Below are 23,799 nucleotides of genomic sequence, written 5' to 3'. Positions count from 1 at the left end.
TTAGGTTGAGACAAGATTACAGCTTAAAGCGTTGAATCTCTTGTTCAAGTTCGTGTGATAGCTCAGACAGGTGAGCAGCTTGTTCTGCTGCTTGATGAGCTTCGACTGACAGCTCGTTAGACACGTCACGAATACCTTCAGTGTTACGAGTGATCTCAGTGGTTACCGATGCTTGCTCTTCTGCTGCTGAAGCAATCTGCGTTGCCATATCACTGATACGCTCAACAGCAGTGTGGATTTGCGTCAAGCTCGCTGCAGCCGCATTGGCATCATCAACACTGGTATCAGCTAGACGACGACTGTCACCCATAATACCGACCGCTTTGGCTGTTGTGCCTTGTAGCATCTCGATAGTTTCTTGAATCTCTTGCGTTGAAGCATGAGTACGTTGGCTCAATACGCGGACTTCATCTGCAACCACAGCAAAACCACGACCTTGCTCACCTGCACGTGCCGCTTCGATCGCCGCGTTCAGTGCAAGTAGGTTCGTTTGCTCTGCAATGCCTTGAATCGTTGATAGAATCGTATTGATGCTATTTCCGTGTGCTTCTAGCTCTTGAATCACATCAGTAGCAACTTGAACTTCTTGCGCTAAGTTCTGAATAGAGCCTTGCGTTTGAGTTACTTGGCTAGAACCATGTGAACAAGCTTGAACCGCTTCTTCTGAGTTACTTGCCGTGCTATCAGCATTACCTGCAATTTCTTGTGTCGCTGCTGCCATTTCGTTCACAGCCGTCGCCACCATGTTGATTTCATCTTGCTGGTAAGAGATACGCTGACTACGCTCCTCAGCTTGCTGTGCTGTCGTGCGTGCTTGCTCTGAAAGCGCAGAAGATACGTGGCTAAGCTTAGTAACCATTGTGTGCATGTTGCCAACAAAACGGTTGAAGTTTTCCGCCAGTTTACCTACTTCATCATCACTGCGTGGTTCTAGGCGTTGCGTTAAGTCACCTTCGCCAGATGCAATTTCTTCCAGTGCATTTGATACGCGGTTCAAGTCACGGAACAAGAAACCAACTAGCCAAGAAACTGCAAGAATAACCACAATCGTGATCGCCACAGCAGTGAACAATAGATCTCGTAGCAATACCGCATGACCTGCTTCTTCTGTTGCGCGATCCATTTCAATCGCAAACATCCAATGCGTACCAGGAACTTTATTGAAGTAGTAAAGCTTCTCTTTTCCTTTGATTACCGTATCTTCGATACGACCTTCATCGGCGGCGCGCTCAATTGCCTCTTCTGAAAAATCTTTTAGAACACTGGTGATAGGCTTAAGCGTCAAGCTTTTATCTGGATGCGCTAAGAAGGTGCCTTCATTCATGTCGATTAGCATCGCATGCGCGTTTTCACCTGCATCTAAGTTAATCACATCGCTGATAAGCTGATCGATCAGTACGTCCGCACCAACAACACCAACAAACTGACCATTTTTCATTACTGGCTCAGCAATGGTCACAAGTAGTGCATTCGTGATTGCGTCTTGATATGCGGCTGTGATGATTTGCTTACCCGCGGCATCAGCATCCTTGTACCAAGGACGTGTGCGAGGGTCATAATCAGCACGGTTACGCTCCGGATGAGAGCGGTACATATCACCGTTTGGTGTACCAAGGAAGATGTCATCGAAGCCACCAGCCTTGCGAGCTTGTTGTAGGAAAGGAACAACGTCTTGCTCGGTCGAGTAGTCGTTGAACGCAGTGGCAATATCTTTACGGATATTGACCCAATCAGAAATTCCCTCTGACGCAGTAGTACTAAGACTTTGCGCACGTGAATAGACACCTGAACGAGTCTGATCAAATAATTGACCAGCCGACAACCAAGTAAGTGCTGTTGCCATCACAACAACAGCAGAAAGGCTTGCGCCTATAAGCTTTTGTTTTAATGATAATTTCATATTTATAGTTTTTTGAGTTGGGAGAACAGTTAAGGTGCATGAATATTACACACTTTTTTACGACTATTCACTAATTTTTAAAAAACAAAATAGCACATTAACTCTTTGTAAAATATGAACTTTCATGTGTCATTTTTTTGTCTCGAGCGTCATAAAAACCGCACAAAAAAAGCCAGCAAATTGCTGGCCTTTTGATTAATTGTTAGTCAAACGGTTTTATAAAATGCCGAATTACTGACGCTCAGTTCGCATACCCATCAATAAGCTCACACACATTGCAAGCAGAATGAAGGTAAATGGCAGTGCTGTAGAAATGGCACCAGCCTGAAGAGCTTGAACCGCCTCGGAGCCACCAATCCATAGCAGAGCAACCGCAATTGCACCTTCCATGAATGCCCAGAAGACACGTTGAAGTACAGGTGCATCGACTTTACCACCTGCCGTGATACTGTCGATAACAAGTGAACCAGAGTCAGAAGACGTAATGAAGAACACAAGTACCAGCACAACAGCGATGATAGAAAGCATGCTACCAAATGGAAGAACATCAAACATTTGGAACATAGCAAGTGATACGTCAGTCAAGCCATTTGTGCCCAGCTCACCTACTTTATCAACAACTTGCTCGATCGCCAGGCCACCAAATACAGACATCCAAACAACGGTAACCGCCGTTGGAACCAGCAGAACTGCTGTGATGAACTCGCGAACGGTACGGCCACGAGAAACACGCGCGATGAACATGCCTACGAATGGCGACCATGAAATCCACCAAGCCCAGTAGAACACTGTCCAGCCTTGGAACCAAGCTTCGTCCGTACGACCAAACGGGTTACTTAGTGGGATGATATTCTCTACATATGCCATAAGTGTGGTTGGAATCGAACCTAGGCTCGCCGCCCAACCGATAAGACCAACAAGGAGAAGTAGCAAGAACGCCACAACCATGTTGATGTTACTAATGACTTTAACACCACCATCGATGCCGCGTACGACTGAAACAACAGCAAGTAAAGTCACCACGGTAATAACGACGATTTGCAGACCTAGGCCTGGCTCAACACCAAATACGTGATGAATACCACTTGCTGCTTGCTGCGCACCTAGACCTAGGGATGTAGCAAGACCAAATAAAGTCGCAAGCACAGCCAGAATGTCCACAATGTGGCCAGCCCAACCCCATGCACGATCACCCAGAAGTGGGTAGAAGATCGAACGCATAGATAGCGGTAAACCTTTGTTGTAGGCAAAGAATGCTAAAGAAAGTGCTACAACACCGTAAATTGCCCATGGGTGAAGGCCCCAGTGGAACATCGTTGCACCCAGTGCCAATCTCGCGGCTTCTGGTGTATTTGCCTCAACACCAAGTGGCGTTTCATACCAACCGGTGAAGTAAGCGACAGGTTCTGCAACACTCCAGAACATTAAACCGATACCCATACCAGCTGCAAATAGCATTGCAAGCCATGACATAAACGAGTAATCGGCAACAGCGTCTTTACCACCTAGTCGGATCTTACCCATTGGTGAGACGATAAGCGCCAAACAGAAAATAACGAAAATGTTACCTGCAATAATGAACAACCAATCGAATGAACCAATAATTTTCCACTTCAGCCCATCAAGTGCCGTCTTTGCGGTATGTGCATCTAGAACTAATGCAGCGACAAGAAACAGCGCAATTAAACCTGCACTAATACCAAAAACTGGGTTATGAACATCAAAACCCCATTTTTGAACGTTGTCCTGACCTACCGTATAGTCGGTACTATCGATACTGTACTTATCTATACCCTTTGTCATCGTTCCTCTCTATTTTTGTAGTGTTTTTACGTACCAAACAAAAAAATCTTTCGAACACGATACGTTTTGCATTCCGTGAAGGCGCAAGATCCTATCATTTGACACGTTTTTGTCTATCTTTTTGCTATTAAAAAATCCAATAACTTACTTTTCACTGTGTGGTTACGGCCTTTGATAGAACAAATCACTACTACAATAGTTAGACCACAAACATTTATTGCTATAATAATTTTAGCTCTTCTTATTTTGTCGAAAAGGCGCGACAAAATGGTATTGAGGACACGGCGTAAAATTGTAGAGGTAATTTTTGATTTCCCCCCTTTAAATAAGGGCGCATTTAAGTTAGTGTCGCCTCGATAAATGTTCCCTACAGACTGGATGAATAAATTGGAAAAGTACGAAGAAGTATTGGTCTCGATTCGTCAGATCATCCGCGCTATTGATTTACATTCTAAAAAGCTGAGCAAAGAGTCTGGATTGACTGCTCCACAGTTGATTTTGATGCGCGCTATCAATGACTTAGATAACGTGACGATTAAACAGTTGTCTAGCCACACTAACATGAGCCAAGCGACCGCAACGACCATTCTAGATAGACTAGAACGAGGCCAGTTTGTTGAGCGTCAGCGCAGTGTTCAAGACAAGCGTAAAGTGCATGCTGTACTTACGAGCAAGGGCCAAGAAGCCTTAAAACAAGCACCAACGCCGCTGCAAGAGCACTTCATTAATCGATTCCAAAAATTGGAAGAATGGGAGCAATCCCTTCTACTATCTTCCGTTCAACGCATCTCGACGATGATGAATGCAGAGGACATCGATGTTGCTCCAATGCTAGAGCTTGGTAGCATTACCAAAGCCGATTAGTTTCGCTCCCACGTGCTCGCTTTTTGCGGGCACTACTCTCCTACTCAGTCAACCCAGTTTCAAACGCATATTTTGCTAACTCTGCCGTCGAATGTAAGTCCAACTTGTGCTTAATGTTATGGCGATGCGTCTCTACCGTTCGATAACTAATATTGAGTAAAGTGGCGATTTTCTTGCTGCTGTTTCCTTGAGCAACTAATTTAAGTACCGCTTCTTCCCTGCGGCTGAGAGGATTCGTTTTTTGCGTGGCAGGCACCACTTCTTGGGTAAAGAGTGTTTGTGTGACGGATTCACAGAAATACGTCGAGCCTTGGTTCACCGTTTTTATTGCTTGCACCATTTTCTCGGCCGAGATTTCCTTGAGCATATATCCTACGGCACCAGCTTGCATGACCTTCATGATGTACTCGCGATTATCGTGCATGGTCAACATAAGTATTTTGCTCTCTGGGCGAGCTTCTTTAATCACACCAGTCGCTTCAATACCGTTCATTATTGGCATGCTGATATCCATCAATATGACGTCCGGTTGCAAGTGCTTTGCGACCTCTATCGCTTCCAAACCATTACTTGCTGTACCCACCACTTCGATGTCAGGCTCTAACTCCAAACGAGCCATGAAGCCATCCAATACCACTTGATGATCATCGACAATCACTACACTAATCGGTTTATCCATAAACTATTTCATCCAAATTAAGCAGCACGGTAATCTCTGTTCCCAAGCCAAGCTCACTCATTAGCTCAAATTCACCACCGATGAACTCTACACGCTCTTGCATGTTCCTTAACCCAATCCCTTGTTGGTGCACTGCATGGTTAACCACAAATCCAAGCCCATCGTCACGTATGAGTAATTGCAGCATATTGCCCATTTTTTGCAAAGTAACCGTTACTTTTTTCGCTCGCGCATGTTTTTCAATGTTATTCAAAGACTCCTGAGCGACGCGATATAGTGTCGTTGCGACTTCCGAAGTCAGTTTATGCTGCTGAGTATCGAAATTGCTCTCGATATCAATCCCGGAATGGGAATGAAAGTCCTGTAGCAAGGTCGTCAGTGCTGCTTCTAAACCGATATCATCGAGGGCGCTTGGACGGAGCTGATGAGAAATATGCCGCACCTCGTTTATCGCGGTAACGAGCGATCGTTGTGATTTATCTAAGTGGGATTTGAGTTTTTCGTCTTCCAGTCTATGACTCATTAAGTCTAAATGACATTTACTGGAGACTAACAACTGATTGATTCCATCGTGCAGTTCTCGCGCTAAATGCTTTTTCTCATCTTCTTGGAACATCACGGTTTTATGTGCCAGTTCTTTCAGGTTCTTATCAGCGAGGCGATGCTCGTGCAGATTGATCGCCAAAGTGAGAACAATGATTACAGCAACGGTCACCGCTAAGATCACGACGACTGAGAAAAATGTCGTTTCGATATTTTTGTTCACCGCCGCGCGCATATTGGCGACTTCTCGGCTTACATCCTCAATATACAGCCCAGTCCCTATCATCCATTCCCACTTATCGAGCCATGCAGCGTAACTAAGCTTAGGGACAACTTCACCCGTAGATGGCTTTTGCCACAGGTACTGATGAAATCCACCACCAGATTGCGCTTGATACAATAAAGCTTCGATTAAGCGATCGCCATTTTCGTCTTCAAGATAGAGTAAGTTTTCCCCGACAAGCTCCGGAAGAACTGGGTGTACAAGGTTGGTACCATATTTATCATAAGCAAAAAAATAGCCGTCCGACCCATAACTCAAACGATTTAAAATCGCTTTCACACGCGTTTTGGCAACACTCTCTTCTAAAGTCGGATCGTTGTAGATGTAAGAAATGGAGTCAAAAGCGACGTCGACCGTATCTTTCAGCGCCGCTTCTTTTGATTGGATCAGGTTTTGATGAAAGATCTCCACCTCCCTTTTGCCAAGGGTCTTGGTTTGATAGATAGAGATCCAGCTGATACTCGCTGACACCAATACCACGGGTATCAGTGTCAGCAGAATTAACTTTGCTTTGAGAGGCATCCCTTCCCTCCATGAAACGCTGCCTTTACAGCTTACTATCTTAGCAGTACAAACGAATCGATTGTGTCTGCATAGACATAATTAACAGCTTAACAACTTGTCTCAAAAGGTAAAAACTCTCAGTTCACAAAATCTCTTTATTATCGAGTGATTAACTCATACCGTAAAAACCTGGGAAAAACAGCAAAGACGCCAACACAACAATCTGAATCGCGATAAATGGCATCACACCTTTGTAGATATCACGCGTAGTAACCCCTGCTGGAGCGACACCTTTTAGATAGAACAAACTAAAGCCAAATGGCGGTGTGAGGAACGACGTCTGCAAGTTCATCGCAATAAGAATCGCAAACCACGTCATATTAATACCCATCAATTCAGCGACTGGCGCAATAATTGGCACGATGATAAAACAGATTTCAACGAAGTCGATAAAGAAACCTAAAATCAGAATCACCACCATGGTAATAATAAGGAATCCCCACTTTTCACCCGGCAGTTCTAACATCCACTCTTCAACTAAATAATCACCACCAGTGTAGGTAAATGCCATTGAGAAGGCGGTCGCACCAAGTAAGATCGCAAAGACCATTGCGGTTACTTTCACTGTCTCTTTTGATGCATCATAAATCATCGACCAACTAAACTGTTTATACAATAGCGATAAAATTATCGCACCTGCACCGCCCAGTGCCGCTGACTCTGTTGGTGTTGCAATCCCTGCAAAGATGGAGCCCAATACCACGATGATCAATGCTAACGGTGGCAATACAGCTTTCAGTGCGGTGAGCACTTCTTGTTTACGACTGATCGACTCATCGCGCTCTATCGCCTGTGCGGCTTGAGGGTTCAACTTCGCGTAGATGAGAATGTAGATCACATAGGCGCCAACAAGTGTAATACCGGGCCAGATCGCAGCTTGAAATAGGTCCCCTACCGGTACGCCAAGTACATCACCCAACAAGATCAACACGATAGAAGGTGGGATAATTTGGCCCAACGTGCCAGACGCACAAATAGTCCCACACGCTAAACCTTTGTCGTAATTGTACTTGAGCATCACAGGAAGAGATATTAAGCCCATCGCAACAACTGATGCGCCTACCACACCCGTTGAAGCGGCAAGCAATGCGCCAACTAACACGGTAGAAATAGCGATACCACCGCGAACGCCACCGAACAAACGCCCCATTGATTCTAGTAGCTGTTCAGCAAGCTTCGTTTTCTGTAGCACTAGCCCCATAAAAACGAACAGCGGTACGGCCATTAGCACCGTATTTTCCATAATGGACTGAATTCGATATGGCATAAAAGCAAACATCTCGATGCCTTCAGCCCAAACACCAAAAATCAGCGCGATACCACCAAAAGTAAAGGCAACGGGAAATCCCAATAGAAGCGCAAAGAGCGCAACAAAAAACATCACTATACCGATCATAATGACTTCCTTTTACGACTTACCGTTATTACCGGCATAGATGAGATGAGGGTTGACAATTTTGTTGATTGAATGAAGTAACAATCCAATACCACTCACCGCCATAAAGAAAAATGACAGCGGAATCATCGCTTTGATAATCCAACGATATGGTAAGCCACCTGGGTCACCAGACGTCTCGCCTAACGCGTAACTTTCCTTAGCGAAATCAACACCAAACCAAGCTACCAGTAGGCAAAAAGGGAATAAGAAAAATAGTGTGCCTATGATGTCGATGATGGATTGTGCTTTGTAAGATAAGCGTTCATAAAAAATGTCGACGCGAACATGGCCACCGGACTTAATTGCGTAAGGCACACCAAGCAAGAACACGGCAGAGAATAGATGCCATTCCATTTCTTGGAATGCGATAGACACATCATTAAACACGTAACGCATGACAACGTCGTACACAACGTTTGCTAACAACAAAATAAACAGGATGCTGGATAACCATCCGAGGAAATCGCTAAAGCGGTTAAATAATCGCTCAATATAAATAAGACTTCTCATTCCGAACTCCGTGGAACGTTTAGATGCGCTCCGCTATGGTGCGGAGCATTCATTATGAAGTTTTCTTGGGCTTCGATAGCAGGCTAAACCTCTCGGCATCGCCTGCTTCATAACGTTATTGTTGAGCTTGACTGTTTAAGTACGCTCGGTGCGAAATATCTGACCATGGTCGAACTTGATTCATATAGTTCGCTTGCGACTCTTGAATCTCTTTCGCCAAAGCATCTTTTTCTGCATGTTCTTTCAACAAACGATCGTTTGCTTCTCGCAACGCAGCTACTACTTCAGGTGGGAAATCTTTTACTTCAACATTTGGGTATTCAGACTTAATAGATGCCCAGTTTTTGCCACTTTCGTGTTTCGATTGCGTGTACATATCGTAAGCGGCCGTTTTCATGGCTACTTGCAAAATCGCTTTTAGGTCATCAGGTAGACGATTCCAGGTACGCTTGTTAACGAGGAACTGAAGCTCAGTCGCTGGCTCATGCCAACCTGTGTAGTAGTAAGGCGCGATTTTGTGGAAGCCCATACGTAGATCCAGCGATGGACCAACCCATTCCAAGGCATCAATTGTGCGACGCTCTAGAGAAGTATATAGCTCACCAGGGGCGATATTCGTTGGCTTGGCACCTAACTCAGCCAAAATCTCACCAGCAAACCCTGGGATACGCATTTTCAAACCCTGTAAGTCCTCGACGGACTTGATCTCTTTTTGGAACCACCCGCCCATCTGAGTATCGGTATTACCGCCAGGGAAAGACATCAAGTTATGTGGAGAGTACACTTTTTCCATCAGCTCCATACCACCGCCGTAGTAAAACCATGCATACTGCTCAGTTGGCAACATACCGAAGGGCATAGAAGTGAAGTAAAGTGTGTTTGGAACCTTACCCTTCCAGTAATAAGACGCTGAGTGACCCATGTCATACTGACCCGACTTAACCATATCAAACACCCCAAAAGGCGCTTTATGCTTGTTTGCGGAATCAATGCGGATTTGCAAACGTCCGTTGGACATCTCTTCCGCCATTTTGGCCATGTTTTTTGTGGTATCACCAAAAATTGGGAAATTAGGCCCCCAAGTTTCAGCAAGCTTTAAACGATAGACTTTTTCAGCAGCGTTTACAGAAGTCGCTGCGAGTGCCATCGCGGCAGCGACAGCGGTTGTTTTGAGCACTCGTTTTAAAGATTTTTGGATTAGACTCATCGTTCACGTCCTTTATCACCAAGGTTATTGTTGTCATCCATTTCATTAGGATTGGCTGTATTCGGTATAAAAGATGTAACAATGTTGTCTAATGCGAAATGGGCATGAACACGGAAGCGAGTAATTCATCAATAAGGCATTAGCCTAAGGTATTACGTACAAGTACGTAGGACAACCGTCATGACAAAAGACTGTTAATAGCAAAATCAATAAATTATATTTTTATCTATGAATAAAAATAAAAGACAATACGTACGTATTTTTCTGCCAAAAAATTTACATAGTATTTAAGAAAATGTGACAAACCACTTATTGGCAGTGTTAAAGTCAGAACTTAATGCATTATTTCCAATACCAAGATAAAAAAATACCTCGGCATCGGCCGAGGTATTCAATCTAGAACGGTAGCGGTAATTAAACTGCTTTGTAGATAACTTTGTTACCTGCTAACTGCTCTTTTTGAACTAGGTTTTCTTCAAGAAGCTTCTTTAGTGCGCCAGTAGCCCATGATGCCGCTTTAGTATCTTCTTGACCTGCAGCTAGACCGATGCCTTTAGGGTTAATACCTTCAGCATTCGCCATAACGATGTCTAATACTTGTTGTTGCTTAGGAGTAAGGGCAACATCAACTGTTTTCACTGCAGCTACTTTTTTATCAGCTACTACTTTCTCCGCAACAGCTTTTTCAGCAACAGAAGGTGCTACTGCTTTTTCCGCAACAGGCTTCACTGCTTTAGGTGCTGCAGCTAAGTTTGCTACTGTCGCTTTAATGCGTTTTTGCAGTTTCATCTGCACTTTACGCTTATGAGCAAGTCTCATTGAATATTTCTCCAGTTCACTGCATCTCAGCAGGGATGAAAATTTGAAGCGCGTTTTATACCAAAATTCACAAGCAATTTGTAGGTTTTAGCGGCGAAACGCGATGAAAAATGCGCTCAAAGCATAGAACGTCTACTATTTAATCAGATATTTTATGAACGGATTTATTGAATACTGGGTATAAAAACAGAGGTTTGTTTTATTTTAAATGCAAATCAATGCACATAAAGCTACCCACTTATTTTTGGACAAGTATTCGATGAGGTTATAAGCATGGAAACGCTGCACCTAACAAATTCACATTTCAAACCCGACTCCCCTATCAACAGAATACTTTTGTTGCTTGTTGCACTCATCACTTTGTTTTTGGTTGCCATTTCTCCGGGATGGAAGCAAGCCATGTTGTCGGTCATTTTGATGTCTGCAATCGTTGGTTTCGCCATCTTGATGATTAAGAAAAGCCAAGTCACTTTTACGCTGACAGCTTCTCACTTTCAGCAACACCTTTTTAAAGGAGGTTGGGTCGTCCGATGGCGAAATATTGAGTCAATCGGTATTTGTAGCTACCAACAGGAAGGGTGGCACCAACCGCTACCTTGGATCGGTATTCGTCTAAAACACTACTCGCCCTACTTAAATTCAATCTGCCCTCGTATAGCGACAGAAATTCTCCTCAGCCAGCGAGCACTGCTTTACTTAGGCGCGAAACAAAATCAGTGTGAAGATAAGTTTGAGGATATAGTGCTTGACCCTAAACCGTATATAAACAGAGATGGGATTGAGTACAAAGGTTTGTTAGCGATGCTCGCCAACCGGATGAAGTATCAGAGAGGCTTTTATGGCTACGATCTATTTATATCAGCAAGTGATCTAGATCGTGAGGCTGAGGATTTTGTGGGACTGACTCGGCGATACTTAGCTGCCGCCGAGCCAGAATAATGCTTAGTACACGCACTTTTAGTAAAGCGGCATCTCGTCAGCAACGAACGGGTTAGTTTTACGCTCATGACCGAAAGTCGATTGAGGGCCGTGACCAGGGACAAACGTGACATCATTGCCTAAAGGCCACAATTTCTCTTTGATAGAACGAATCAACGTATTGAAATCACCTTGTGGGAAGTCAGTTCGACCAATGCTACCGTTAAACAAAACGTCACCCACAAACGCTAAACGCGCTTCTTCACTGTAAAGCACAACGTGACCAGGTGTATGACCAGGTGTGTGGAATACGTTCAGCACTTGATTACCAAAAGTGACAGTGTCACCTTCATTTAGCCATTGGTGCGGTTCAAACGCTTCTGTCAGCGGGAAACCAAACATTTGGCTCTGACCTTCCAAACCTTGCAACCAGAAGTTATCTGCCTTGTGAGGACCAACAATCTCTGTACCGCCAAGCAGTGCAGACAGCGGTTCCGTGCCACCTACGTGGTCCAAGTGACCGTGTGTTAGCACTAGGTTTACCACGTCAACACCCAGCTCTTTGATAAGCATAGCGAGCTGCTTTTCATCGCCGCCTGGGTCAACCACAATACCTTTCATGGTTTCGTCACACCAGACAATAGAACAGTTTTGAGAGAAAGATGTTACTGGAACAACTTGGTATTTCAGAGCCATAGATAACCTATACCGAATAAATTTGCATGAAAACTGCCGCAACTATGACACTAAGGCCTAGCGACTTCAAGCTTTGAACTGTGGGTAATCGACGACGTTCTGAGACTAGAAACCTTGTCTCAACTAGCACTACCAGGAACGAACAGCTCCCGTATCGATATGAACAAAGTTACTACCTGGATAATAACCCACGCCACCGGCTTTTAGGCTTAATGCAGCATCACGAACCGTTGAAAGCTTCACGCCGTCTAAACGAAAATCAATGGCCTTTCCTTCCATGTGCATGCTCTTTTTCGCTACACGAGAAGACCCGTTGCGCAGCGAGGCGTTAGTGGCAGGAGAACGGTAACCTGAAATGACGATCACCTCTGCTTCTGTACCAATTAACTTTTGAATTTGGCTTATTTGATCGAACAAGCGTCGATCCATCGGATGAACCTCATTCCGTCGATGGTCTCGACAAAACTCATTCAGCCTTTGAAGTTCATCATTAATGTATCGTTTTCCATCGAAATAGCATGTTTCGAGGATCTCTCCAGTATTAAGATTGTTCATCGCCAGCGCACGTGGCTCGTCAGGGAGTGAAGCCCAAGAAAATGATGGCAGGGCAGACGCCAACACCACACCACCAGCGGTCATTTTAAGGAAATCTCGGCGGGAAAAGTTACGACTTACCATTTCAAAATACAGTGCTCAACAACTAGACAAGTCGTGGACATTAACCAAACACATTTGTCACGTCAAATGCATAAAACGCTCCATCTTGATTTTCAGATGCAGTAATTATTGCTTAATTATTGAACGAAAAGAGAATTCTTCGTTTTGTAAATTTTCCTTAAAGATTTCAACTGCGGTGATCGTACTTATAGATATCATCACGGTAGTAAAGCGTTCCCTCTTCCAACCATGCTGTTTGATAAATGATGTGTACTTGAATGCGCTCTCCCAAAGGAACTGACGTGTTAGACCGACGAGAACTTTCTCGCTTTTTCGCTAAACGTTCTTCCAACCCCTGAGTTTTGAACAGAAGTTCTGCTAACTGGTCTGCATGTTCTACACGAACACATCCTGAGCTGAATGCGCGTCTGTCCTGTTCAAACAAGTTCTTACTTGGCGTGTCATGCAAATAAATAGCTTGTGGGTTAGGCATATTGAACTTGTACAATCCCAGTGCATTTTGTAAGCCCGACGCCTGTCGCATACGATAAGGAAATGTTCTCGGATTCACCGTTGCCCAATTGATGGTTGTAGGGTCAATAATTTCGTTCGAAGTCCAAGACCGAATGATTTGAATGTTATGGTTAATCAAATACATCGGATTACGTTTTACTTTAGGAATAATGTCTTTAACCATGATAGTCCAAGGCACGTTCCAAGTTGGGTTGAGAATAACTGAATCCAGTGCTACCGACATGATGGGCGTTTTTCTTGATGCTCTCCCTACCACAACTTTAGACTCAAACAAGGGTTGACCATCATGCCAATACGTGACTTCGTATCCAGGCACGTTAACAAAGACAACATTATCCCTTTCTTTCGACCAAATTCTTGAACGCTCAGAATTCAACGCCAGCAGATGCAATCGCTCTTGAGGAGAAAAGTTGATCCATCGAATGGTATTCGGGCCGATAACGCCATCTTCTTTCAAACCATGAATACGCTGGAACTCTTTTATCGCAAGCTCTAATTGTTCGTCATATTCTTCAGTGACTAAATCCAAGTAAGAAACATCTACGCCTACGATCTCCATTCGCTCAATCAATAGGGGTCTGTTTTCTAATATATCGCCAACACGTGCTAGCCCAGTTTGTTGATAGGCAGGATATTGGTACTGAGAATGTTCCGATAGCGAAGAATAGGCGGAGTAGAAAGCATCATCTGTTTGTAATGGAGACCGGAGACTTGCCAAAAACTGACCAAGTTTGCCAACCGTAATCTCATTACTCAGAACCGATAAAGTATCGATGCTAGGAGCGGGTAACGTAACATGGGCTTTGTCTGTAAATAGCCAATTAATCCCTTCTTCGGGGAGTTGCTCAAGATAACTAAGGTACATCAAGAGTGAATCTGTCATCACTAAATCGAAGTCGAGATTATCTCCCTGCCACCTTACTTGGTTTATCCGGTGAAGTTGATTTTCGAATTCATCGGTGACATCCGCAAGTGCAACCAGGTTTACTTGAAAAAGAAACTGCTCAATATCACTTTCATTTTCCCAGTTCAAACGGTAATTGGTGCTTTGATACAGTTGATCAATCACCTCTGGATAATGGATCATTTTTTCTACAGACAGCTTTTGTACCGCTCCCTCTTGCTCGACTTGCGCTGAAGCTTCGAGAGAAACGACGGTGGAAAAGCTGCAAAACGGCACCAGAAGTGCCGTCATGATTAAAACCCTAGCAAACACTGAAATAATCCTTGCGCTACTTGCCATAATAAAAAGTATGGCAAATATCTCACAGCTTGCAGGTTTAAAATTAAGAATCTGATGCCGAAAACGACAACAAAACTCTCTATAAGTAATTACTCAATGATCTTTCTAGATAATTCTCGACCAATGGTTGTCCCATTGCACTCCGCTTGCGAAGGTACTTTTTGACTCCTCAGGTCTTTGCTCTACCACTTTTCCCGCCCCAGAACTGACTCGGAACTCATCGCCATAAACCACAACACCAGAGGCATCTGGTAACGCACTTAGCTCGACCAATTTGCCCGTAGATTTAGACCATATACCATAACAACTGCCCGGAGGCGAAGTGGCTAAGATCCATTCATCGGTTGCTGCAATACTCGCAACGTAGTGATTGAAACGCGCCCACTCTTCAGGATCAGCTTGTAGATCCTGCATCTCACCACCACGCGTGTGCATGGCGATCAAGGCTGGATACTCGTCCGGCTCACCACGATATTGTTGCCCACAAAGCACGGTTTCCGCACCATCATGAGCTAAATGGCGAATACTCAACTTATGATCCGGTAAAGACACTTGATCCAATAGCTCCCCTTCTTGTGAAAGGTAACTCAGACTCGGTCTCATGCTATCAAGATTGAGAGGTTCACGGCCATTAGTGTGTACGCCACCAACGCCAATCGCCAATGCGCCATCAGGCATCATGATCACTTCATGAGGGCCAAGGCCAAAGCCTGTTAACTCATCGATCTTTTGATATTGCTTCTGTACATCATAAACACCAATGATCCCGCGGCTTGTCCCCCTCTCCCCTTCTGTGGCAAATAGCAACGTGCCGTCATGGGAGTAAACACCATGTCCGTAAAAATGGCGATTTGGCGTTGCTAGTTGCAGTTTGATCATCTGCTCTGAGCGATAATCAAACACCATGAAGAAAGTACCAGGTCGACGACCAAAAACTACGGCGTGGCCTTGTTGGTTGGTTGCCACACCGTGACCACGCTCAGGAATCGGCAATGAAGATAGCGGCATACCATGCTCATCCGCCACCACCGCTGCATATTTATCTCGGCCAATGATAGAGCAGCCGATCAACGCAGGCTCACGTGAGCTTGTTGAAGAACAACCAAATGGCATCATAGGTGTAGCCGCCCCGAATAGAGCGGCTTTCAGCAAGATTCGGCGGGTTTGATCAGTCACCATCGGTTGCATTAAATCCTATAACTACGCCAAGCTCGATCGCCACTTCTTCGTGAATCAGGTACTTCAATTGCTCTAGCTTATTGTATTGAGCGAGCACCATGCGATAGCCTTCTTTTGTTTGTAGTGCAGCAAACAAGCTCTTATCTTCTGGCCAAGTTTCTAACGCCATTTCAAACTGATGAACGACACGGTCTGCGAGATCTGCATGGCCTTGCTCTCTAAGTAGCGCATCTAGACCATTCCCGTTAGCAAAGTACAACGCTTCCATCCCTTGAAGGTTGGCTTTTAAGTTTGAAAGCGAGGTCTCTGAACGCCACGATTCTGAGAAATACGGGCGAGGCTTACCAATCTTCGCTAGCGGTCGGCTCAACTTCTTCATGCTGTATTCAAGCTGATTCGAGAGCAGTGAAATGTACTCAGACTCCCATTCCGTCATCTCTAGCGATTTCCAAGGGTTCTCTGCCCAAGAATCCGCGATGATCTGCGCTTTGTTATCGAGGTTTTCTGCAATCGCTACGCCTGTCACACAAGTATTGCCGTTGCTAGATAAGGTCGACGCTTTATCGTAAAGCAGCCATTCCAATGCACCTAAACCTTGCACGGTGACACTTTGGGTGGAGATATCTTCTGCACTCCAAGCTTGATCAGATTTCGTCAGTACAGACATTTTACGACCAGTGGTATTCTTTTTATCTGGCCAAAACTGAACATTCCAGCTTTGCTCCAACGCCGTAGCAGGGCCACGTTCTTGACCTTGTAATGCCATCCACGCAAGCATCGTTTGATGCCATTGCTGTTTTACTTGTGCATCATCTTTCGACTCTGATGCGCAGTAATCCGCGAAGCGCTGTTCAAGTTCTGTGGTTTGCGCTAAAAACGTCTGAGCTGATTGAAACTCAACCTCGTACACGCTTTGAGAAATATGACTTGTACTCTCAGGCTTGGCTGAGCTCGAACCGATGGTCGATTGGCAACCAACCAAACTTAACGTTGCGGCAATCGCACTCACTAACAGTGTTTTTTTCATGGTTGCTTCCTTATAGAGAGTTCAGAAACGCAATGAGAGCATCACGTTCTTTTTTGTTCAGAGCTAAAACATTTTGTTTCGCCGTTTCAGCTTCGCCGCCGTGCCACAACACCGCTTCCATCAGGTTACGAGCGCGGCCATCATGTAGAAAGTACGTGTGTCCGTTTACTTCTTCGGTATAACCAATACCCCACAACGGTGCCGTTCGCCATTCACGGCCGTTTGCTAAGTATTCCGGACGGTTATCGGCTAAGCCTTCACCCATGTCGTGCAGAAGCATGTCGGTGTATGGATGGATAAGCTGCTCAGAAAGCGCTGGTAACTCTGGTCGCTTCGCCGTTTTAACACTGGTTTTATGGCAGCTTTCACAACCAGACGCAGCAAAGATTTGCTGACCAAGTTTCACGCTAGGCTCATTGATGTTACGGCGAATAGGTACGGCTAAGTGTTGGCTGTAAAACTCTACGAAGTCGAGAATATTTTCACTCACTTCAGGTTTGCCGCCATTTGGCATGTCGTCACAAATGCTTTGTTTCGAGGTACAGTTTTCATTTGGGAATAAATGGCTCGTAAGACCCACATCACCATTAAATGCTGCTGCATTTTGCTGCATTAGCGTCGGTTGTCCTGCTTTCCAGCCAAAACGACCAATCGAGAAGTCGTCCTTTTCAATATCCCACACCTTATTGACTTTGCCTGAGATACCGTCTTTGTCGGCATCTTGTTCATCAGCCCAAGCAAGTAGCGTTTCGTCGGGAATACTCTCTAACAAACCAAGGCCGATCATTGGCGGTGCCACGCGTGCTGAGAACTCGGTATCAGGGTGCATATCGCCGTAACCCAGATCGGTAATGTTCAAATGAGGTTTTCTTAGCGTCACCGTCGTACCGTCTTTAAATTTCACTGGGACATCGGTGTAAGTGATTTCGATTTTGCCTTCTGGCGTTTGATCTTGCAGAGCGAAATCTTGAAGCTGGCCACCATAAGTCGGCTCAGGTATGCCGCCATCTTTGATGTAAGCTTTCTTTTGTTCTGGCGTCATCGCAGGAATGCTTAAGCGCACTAACATAGACACGGCATGTAAATCATCTTTCTCTGGCGGATGACCACGACCGTCTTTGATGTGACAATTCTGACAACCATTGGTGTTAAAAAGCGGGCCTAGGCCATCACGAGCGTCCGTTGACGCTGGCGCTTGTACCCAAGGGTTACGGAAAAAGCTGTTACCTACGCTAAAGTCGAGGCGTTTGCTCATTGGCAAGTTAGCAGCAGGAAGAGAATAGGCATTCGCGCCGTCTTTTTTAACACTGGTTTTGCCACCAGACTTAACATCATAAGCCATGGCAGAAGAAGAAAGGATCGCGGCTAGCGCAGAAATTAGGTATGGCTTCATATCATTGCTCTACATAGACAACAAGGGTGATAACAACGAGCTCAAACGTCAAAAGGGCTCACAAAGAGCCCTTATTTATTATGGTTTTCTTATTAAAACTCGTGGTCAGCAGTATCAGGGCTTAGGCTGTCGATGCCGACAATGCTTGCCGCACGCTCAATCGCACCGGTTTGTGCTACCAACGACATGATGGTGTCGTTTACTAGCGCGTTGCCTTGTGCGTTACCCGCTGCAATAAGTTGGTCAAAGTGCTGGTTGTTCTTCTCTGCAGAAGTCACTAGCTCACCAACTTGGCTACGTGTTGTATCAAACTGCTTTTGAATTTCGGTCGCGGCTTTCTTGTCTTTTTGAGCAACAAGGTCAGCGATACTTGGACCAGATAGCTCTTTGCCGTTTACACCTTTGTATGTACCTGTGTAAACGTTGTAGATGCCTTGCTCATTGTAGTAGTGAGAGTTGTGCGTGTTGTCTGAGAAACAATCGTGTTCGTCTTCAGTCGAGTTTGCCTCTAGTGCCACCTTCATGCGCTCACCCGCTAGCTCACCTAGAGAAAGAGAACCCATGCCGAATAGCATCTTACGAAGACCATTGTCAGCAGATTCGTTCAATAGCTCTTCACGGTAGTTGCCTTTCACTTCTGCAGACCACTGCTTTTCCATCCACTCTAGGTCTTGAACCAGTAGATCAGCGGCCGCTTTTAGGTACTCACCACGACGATCACAATGACCATTCGTACACTCAGAGCCAACGACGAAATCAGTGTAAGCACGTTGACCTGCACCCGCGTTAGTACCGTTTAGGTCTTGACCCCAAAGCAAGAATTCAATCGCGTGGTAACCTGACGCGACGTTTGCCTCAGAACCGCCTACTTCGTTTAGATCCGCTAGCAATTCTGGAGTGATTTTTGAAACGTCCAGTTTAGAAGCACCAATCTGCAGACTTGTGTTCGCGATGATGTTGGCAGCAGCGCCCTCGTTACCCAATTCGTATTGGTAATCAGCCGCTACGTAGTCAATCAAACCTTCATCAAGTGGCCATGCGTTCAGCTGACCTTCCCAATCATCAACAATCGCGTTACCAAAACGGAAAACTTCAGACTGTTGGTAAGGCACGCGAGAATCTAGCCAAGCTTGTTTTACTTCTTCAAGCTTTTTCGCTGATGGTGATTGTAGAAATTCGTCGATTTTCACATCAAGCGCTTTCGCTGTTGTTACTGAATCAGCAAATACAGCATGGGCAACGTCCGCGTAATGTTCGACTACTTGTTGTTTAGTTACTGTGGCAGCAACGGTAGAACCACTGGCAATGAGGAGTGATGCAGCAATAGATTGGACTAAAACTTTTTTTGCATTCATCTGAAGCATCCTTGTTGAGCTTTTCAATTATCGTATTGGTAGTGCTAATTATTCTTATTTGCACTTTAGTCTCGAGATAATACAAATTTACAATTTATTTGCAACTCCAGATACAAAAAAACCTCATAAAAATGAGGTTTTTCACAGACTTTATTGTCAGTTTTATCTTTAGGATTAAACCTTTAGGTCATGTTTTCCGTGAGAGACTTTTGCCTTCAGATAATTTTCGTTGCCATCTTTGATATGTGCAGAGGTATTGACAACCTCGCCAATTTCAATTCCGTACTCAGATAACTCACGAATTTTCTTAGGGTTGTTCGTCACGAGGCGGATCTTATTCACGCCTAAAGCTTCTAGCATTTGTGCTGCTTCTGTGAAATCACGCAGGTCATCATCAAAGCCCAAATGGTTGTTAGCTTCGTACGTGTTCATGCCCTGGCTTTGTAAGCGGTATGCATCGATCTTATTGTACAAACCAATACCACGACCTTCCTGACGGAGATACAAGATGATACCACCGGACTCGCCCATGCGATTGATCGTCTCTTCTAGTTGCTCACCACAGTCACAGCGTGAAGAGTGAAACACATCGCCTGTCAAACACTCAGAGTGCATACGAACTAAAGGCATGTCCTGAGTTTGGTCCGCTTGTTTAAAGATAATAGCAACATGCTCTTTGTCTGTCTTCAGACCATGGAAAGACAGAATTTCGGCATCAATGTTACTTTTTGCCCCGACTTTAAAATCTACTCTGGCACGTACTTCCGCCATATCTATACTCACTCGATTTATTGCTTGATGCGCTTGATGCGTTTTCGTTATTGCATTCATGGGATTTACTCGTTGCTCTTCAACTATGGGGACTGATACCGCATTTTGCAATATAGAGATCACAATTGAGGGCAGTTATCCACTCAAGACAGCAAAAGAGAAACACTCTCCAACTGAACAATTGTTATATTATAACAATTTAAAAAAACTACAATAAAAAACCCCAGACAAATTTTGTCTGGGGTTTCAAGAAGGTCGTTTGGTCTATCTTTTAATGGGTCTGACTGCGCTTCCAAACGGCGAGTTCAATCCAAACTGCTTCGAGTTCTTGGATTTCCTCGTCGGTCAACACGGCGAGCGTTGAAGTAACTTGAGGCAGGTTCGGTGATTGCAATGCACGAATCTGCGAATAGAAGTCTTTTTTAAGTTGTAATATAACTGAATCCACTGCGTGCACCTATTTCGTTCTTTTATTACTTATCCAGCTCAAAATTTTTATTTTCTTTATACTGGAAACTTCATAAATTCGGAAAAATGATAACATTCTGCTTGTTAAGTGCACAATTTATTTTTAATAGTGGAATAACGGTCACATTAATTACGCTTCACCATTCGGATCGAATATAAGACAAAAAAGATCAAAAATAGCACAGGAAAGATCCACAACAGCGCCGTGGAATAATTTAATGGTGGTTGGTACAGAACAATATTCCCATAACGAGCAACTAGATAGTCCTTTATTTCTTGATCTGAGCTGCCTTCATTGGCCATCGTATACACTTTCAACCTCAGGTCTTTAGCCGCTTGTGCATTAGACTCGACAAGGTTTTGGTTTTGACACTGCGGGCAGCGTAATGCCTTGGCTAACGAGGTTGCACGCTGTTGCACTTCAACGGAATGAAATTCAAACAGATCAACATTCTGTTCTATATCCGCACTTCTCGTGAAAGGAGAAAATAGTATAAATAGGATTAAAGTGAGGAGAAGATTATTAAATCGAAACATTCAAGTATCCTGAAAATATATCGTTCCATTTATCTGCCGTTAGCTCTCCACGATATTTGATCAATATACGACCATTTGGATCAATCAAGTAAGTTTCCGGCGTTCCGATAACACCTAGCTCCACAGCGAGCTTTCCATTAGGGTCACTAATTACTTCAATATATGGATTTCGTTTAGAGCTCAAATATTCACGAGCGGCTTGTTTTTGATCTCTATAATTCAGCCCAATAATAGGCACACCGAGTTCTGCTAACTGCAATAATTCTTCATGCTCTCGTTTGCATACTCCGCACCAAGATGCCCAAACATTCAATAATTTATATCCGTCGCTTTTGAACAACTGCTCAGAAACCATGTCATCAGAGATCAGAGAAGTAGAGCGAAAATTAGGTGCATCTAAATTTCGTTGTGGGGACAATTCAACATGTGGTCGCTCAGACAAAGCCACCGCAGTTACTACAGCAAACACGGCAACAGCCACAAACAGACCTGCGAGTTTAAGCGTATTTCTCGATCGCATTGATAGCCTCTCTCCTTTTCTTTAGGCCGGTTAATAGCGCACCAAACACAGCTAGTAGCCCGCCAGACCATATCCACCAAATACCTGCGCGGTACTGAACTTTAATCGCATAAGCATGAGTATCGACTTTGTCACCCAATGTCACGTAATAATCGCCATGCCATAGTGAACGAATCGCAGGCTCGGTCATATTCATCACTCGCACAGGGTAATGACGCTTTTGCGGGTTGAAATTGAGCATGCGGCCATCTTCCAAGTGCAAGGTGATCTGTCCTTGTTCCGCGGTGTAGTTTGGCCCCACTAGCCATTCGATACCATGATAATCGATAGTGATCCCCGCCCTTTGTTGAGAACTGCCGGGTTCGACACGTAAATTGTGTTCATATGAGTAGTGACTGTTGAATACAGCTCCATTCACCGCCAGCGCAAAACCGATATGTGCCATCACGATTGGCATGAGTTTGCGCTTATTGGAACAACGAAACAGCATAACGAGATGCGCCACAATCACCCAAGTAGCCAACGTTATGGTTAGCAATACTTCGAAATGCAGTGCGTGCACTAAGAAGATAAACCCGCTCCCAGAGACAAGAGATAACGCAATACTGATCGCAATATCAGCGCTTACACTCGGCACTGTGCCTTTTGTCCATTTCAGCAGCGGCATGAAAGCTAGGGCAATCAGAGCCAGTATGCTTAATGGGAAGATCAGACTATTAAAATAAGGTGCGCCAACTGAAATGTTTCCTAAACCGAGCAGTTGATAAACCATCGGATAAAAAGTGCCAAGAAAAACGATAGCAGTCGCAATAACCAGCAGCCCTTTGGCGATGTAAGCAGTGTAAGCTCGGCTCGCTAGAGATTGAAGTTTGAAGCGAGGGAGTTGTTCTCCTCGCAAAATCAATACGCCAAAAGTGATGATGACAAGCAAGCTCAATACACCAATCAGCACCAAACCTTTAGTTGGGTCCACCGCAAAAGCGTGCACTGAAGTCAGCACGCCAGAGCGCACCACGAATGTCCCTAAAATGCTTAGGCTGAACGTAGCAAACGCCAGTGCATAGGTGCTCCAAATTGCGCCTCTGTTACGTGTTGCGACAACACCGCTGTGCAACAAAGCAGTACCAGTAAGCCAAGGCAGTAGAGAAGCGTTCTCCACAGGGTCCCAAAACCACCAGCCGCCCCACCCTAGCTCATTGTACGCCCACCATGATCCCACCAAGACACCCAACGTGAGCGTTCCCCAAGCAAAAAACGCTGCGCTTCGAGCAACCACATACCAATCGCTCATCGGTTGTTTACCCAATAGCGCAGCTAATGCAAAAGCTAATATTGCTGCGTAACCGACATAACCGAGATAAAGCAATGGTGGATGAATGATAAGCCCAACATCTTGCAACATTGGGTTTAGATCTCGTCCTTCCGACGCCAATACTTGGGCATACTCGAACGGGTTAGAGGTCATTAACGTGAACCAAGCAAATGTCGCAATAAGAACGTTCATGATTCCTAAACAGTCACAAGTATATTGGGCGTTGAGCGGTGACTTAAATGCAATAAACGACGCCCATAAACTCAAGGTGACGACCCAAAACAACATGGAGCCTTGGTGCCCGCCCCAAGCGGCAGCAATCTTGAATGCTACGGGAAGTTGACTGTTGGAATGCGTAACAACATATTCCAACGCGAAGTTGTCTTGCACGAAGCAGACGATCAGAAGTGCTAAACAAATGATGGAAGCTAAGCTAATGATGTGGGACATCGCGACTTGATGCGGCAATGTCGCCTTCTTACCCATAGCACGACGTAGCCAATGCAGCAACGATGCACAAGTCGATGTTACAGCCACCAATATCAGTAAGAAGAACCCTAGCTCAGCTTCCATTTATCC

The 23,799-nt window shown here is 44.7% G+C and carries 22 protein-coding genes; 2 read left to right on the top strand and 20 right to left on the bottom strand.

The features are described 5' to 3' along the window. Positions 1-16: 16 nt before the first annotated feature. Both R7H07_RS17020 and R7H07_RS17015 read right to left on the bottom strand, forming a co-directional pair. The gene (locus R7H07_RS17020; protein WP_005376880.1) at positions 17-1,900 is read right to left on the bottom strand and encodes a methyl-accepting chemotaxis protein; all 1,884 of its coding nucleotides are present in this window, start codon (positions 1,898-1,900) and stop codon (positions 17-19) included. A 231-nt stretch (positions 1,901-2,131) separates the two neighbouring features. After that, on the bottom strand, positions 2,132-3,703 hold the full coding sequence (locus R7H07_RS17015) for a BCCT family transporter (protein WP_005376879.1): 1,572 nt from the start codon (positions 3,701-3,703) through the stop codon (positions 2,132-2,134). Between the two features lie 387 nt (positions 3,704-4,090). Between R7H07_RS17015 and R7H07_RS17010 the strand changes: the two genes are divergently transcribed. Continuing rightward, positions 4,091-4,567 carry a MarR family winged helix-turn-helix transcriptional regulator gene (locus R7H07_RS17010; protein ID WP_005376877.1) on the top strand — a complete coding sequence of 159 codons (477 nt, stop codon included), beginning with the start codon at positions 4,091-4,093 and terminating at the stop codon, positions 4,565-4,567. A 40-nt stretch (positions 4,568-4,607) separates the two neighbouring features. Here R7H07_RS17010 and R7H07_RS17005 read toward each other — a convergent pair whose 3' ends face one another. The 6 genes from R7H07_RS17005 to R7H07_RS16980 all read right to left on the bottom strand — a co-directional run bounded on the left by R7H07_RS17005 (position 4,608) and on the right by R7H07_RS16980 (position 10,610). After that, positions 4,608-5,246, bottom strand: coding sequence for a response regulator (locus R7H07_RS17005; protein ID WP_005376875.1), 639 nt, complete (start codon positions 5,244-5,246; stop codon positions 4,608-4,610). Further along, positions 5,239-6,594: a cache domain-containing protein gene (locus tag R7H07_RS17000; RefSeq protein ID WP_053306569.1), complete on the bottom strand. Its 1,356-nt coding sequence runs from the start codon at positions 6,592-6,594 to the stop codon at positions 5,239-5,241. Before R7H07_RS17000 ends, R7H07_RS17005 begins: the two co-directional genes overlap by 8 nt. A 151-nt stretch (positions 6,595-6,745) precedes the next feature. Next, a complete protein-coding gene (locus R7H07_RS16995) occupies positions 6,746-8,032 on the bottom strand; it encodes a TRAP transporter large permease (RefSeq protein ID WP_005376871.1) in 1,287 nt (428 codons plus the stop codon). A 12-nt stretch (positions 8,033-8,044) separates the two neighbouring features. Further along, positions 8,045-8,584 carry a TRAP transporter small permease subunit gene (locus tag R7H07_RS16990; RefSeq protein ID WP_053306570.1) on the bottom strand — a complete coding sequence of 180 codons (540 nt, stop codon included), beginning with the start codon at positions 8,582-8,584 and terminating at the stop codon, positions 8,045-8,047. 115 nt (positions 8,585-8,699) lie between these two features. Beyond that, on the bottom strand, positions 8,700-9,791 hold the full coding sequence (locus R7H07_RS16985; RefSeq protein WP_017636112.1) for a TRAP transporter substrate-binding protein: 1,092 nt from the start codon (positions 9,789-9,791) through the stop codon (positions 8,700-8,702). A gap of 414 nt (positions 9,792-10,205) precedes the next feature. Then, positions 10,206-10,610 carry a hypothetical protein gene (locus R7H07_RS16980; RefSeq protein ID WP_005376863.1) on the bottom strand — a complete coding sequence of 135 codons (405 nt, stop codon included), beginning with the start codon at positions 10,608-10,610 and terminating at the stop codon, positions 10,206-10,208. A gap of 273 nt (positions 10,611-10,883) precedes the next feature. On the opposite strand from R7H07_RS16980, the gene R7H07_RS16975 reads away from it, so the two are divergent. Then, a complete protein-coding gene (locus R7H07_RS16975) occupies positions 10,884-11,549 on the top strand; it encodes a DUF2982 domain-containing protein (protein ID WP_005386825.1) in 666 nt (221 codons plus the stop codon). 18 nt (positions 11,550-11,567) lie between these two features. Here R7H07_RS16975 and R7H07_RS16970 read toward each other — a convergent pair whose 3' ends face one another. The 12 genes from R7H07_RS16970 to R7H07_RS16915 all read right to left on the bottom strand — a co-directional run bounded on the left by R7H07_RS16970 (position 11,568) and on the right by R7H07_RS16915 (position 23,793). Then, positions 11,568-12,224, bottom strand: coding sequence for an MBL fold metallo-hydrolase (locus R7H07_RS16970; protein WP_065274666.1), 657 nt, complete (start codon positions 12,222-12,224; stop codon positions 11,568-11,570). A 129-nt stretch (positions 12,225-12,353) separates the two neighbouring features. After that, positions 12,354-12,902, bottom strand: a complete 549-nt coding sequence (locus R7H07_RS16965; protein WP_031778936.1) for a DUF882 domain-containing protein — start codon at positions 12,900-12,902, stop codon at positions 12,354-12,356. A gap of 166 nt (positions 12,903-13,068) precedes the next feature. Then, positions 13,069-14,610, bottom strand: coding sequence for a L,D-transpeptidase family protein (locus R7H07_RS16960; RefSeq protein WP_005376852.1), 1,542 nt, complete (start codon positions 14,608-14,610; stop codon positions 13,069-13,071). Positions 14,611-14,763: 153 nt separating this feature from the next. After that, on the bottom strand, positions 14,764-15,846 hold the full coding sequence (locus R7H07_RS16955; protein ID WP_206959887.1) for a DUF1513 domain-containing protein: 1,083 nt from the start codon (positions 15,844-15,846) through the stop codon (positions 14,764-14,766). Next, positions 15,827-16,864: an imelysin family protein gene (locus R7H07_RS16950; RefSeq protein ID WP_054866138.1), complete on the bottom strand. Its 1,038-nt coding sequence runs from the start codon at positions 16,862-16,864 to the stop codon at positions 15,827-15,829. Before R7H07_RS16950 ends, R7H07_RS16955 begins: the two co-directional genes overlap by 20 nt. A gap of 10 nt (positions 16,865-16,874) precedes the next feature. Continuing rightward, positions 16,875-18,257, bottom strand: a complete 1,383-nt coding sequence (locus tag R7H07_RS16945; RefSeq protein ID WP_065274667.1) for a di-heme oxidoredictase family protein — start codon at positions 18,255-18,257, stop codon at positions 16,875-16,877. A gap of 92 nt (positions 18,258-18,349) precedes the next feature. After that, the gene (locus R7H07_RS16940; RefSeq protein WP_053304295.1) at positions 18,350-19,612 is read right to left on the bottom strand and encodes an imelysin family protein; all 1,263 of its coding nucleotides are present in this window, start codon (positions 19,610-19,612) and stop codon (positions 18,350-18,352) included. Between the two features lie 174 nt (positions 19,613-19,786). Then, positions 19,787-20,383: a GTP cyclohydrolase II gene (locus R7H07_RS16935; protein ID WP_025767283.1), complete on the bottom strand. Its 597-nt coding sequence runs from the start codon at positions 20,381-20,383 to the stop codon at positions 19,787-19,789. A 271-nt stretch (positions 20,384-20,654) separates the two neighbouring features. Beyond that, positions 20,655-20,831, bottom strand: a complete 177-nt coding sequence (locus tag R7H07_RS16930; RefSeq protein ID WP_020480909.1) for a hypothetical protein — start codon at positions 20,829-20,831, stop codon at positions 20,655-20,657. Positions 20,832-20,977: 146 nt separating this feature from the next. Beyond that, a complete protein-coding gene (gene nrfF, locus R7H07_RS16925; protein ID WP_053306573.1) occupies positions 20,978-21,388 on the bottom strand; it encodes a heme lyase NrfEFG subunit NrfF in 411 nt (136 codons plus the stop codon). Continuing rightward, positions 21,375-21,908 carry a DsbE family thiol:disulfide interchange protein gene (locus tag R7H07_RS16920; protein WP_005376839.1) on the bottom strand — a complete coding sequence of 178 codons (534 nt, stop codon included), beginning with the start codon at positions 21,906-21,908 and terminating at the stop codon, positions 21,375-21,377. The genes nrfF and R7H07_RS16920 overlap by 14 nt, the downstream gene beginning before the upstream one ends. Beyond that, positions 21,886-23,793, bottom strand: a complete 1,908-nt coding sequence (locus R7H07_RS16915) for a heme lyase CcmF/NrfE family subunit (protein WP_151514965.1) — start codon at positions 23,791-23,793, stop codon at positions 21,886-21,888. Before R7H07_RS16915 ends, R7H07_RS16920 begins: the two co-directional genes overlap by 23 nt. Positions 23,794-23,799 lie beyond the last annotated feature (6 nt).

The sequence above is a fragment of the Vibrio sp. Vb1127 genome, from assembly GCF_033338735.1.
GTDB lineage: Bacteria > Pseudomonadota > Gammaproteobacteria > Enterobacterales > Vibrionaceae > Vibrio > Vibrio alginolyticus.
Note: the sequence above shows the minus strand (reverse complement) of the source record. Positions and strands in the feature narration are given on the sequence as shown.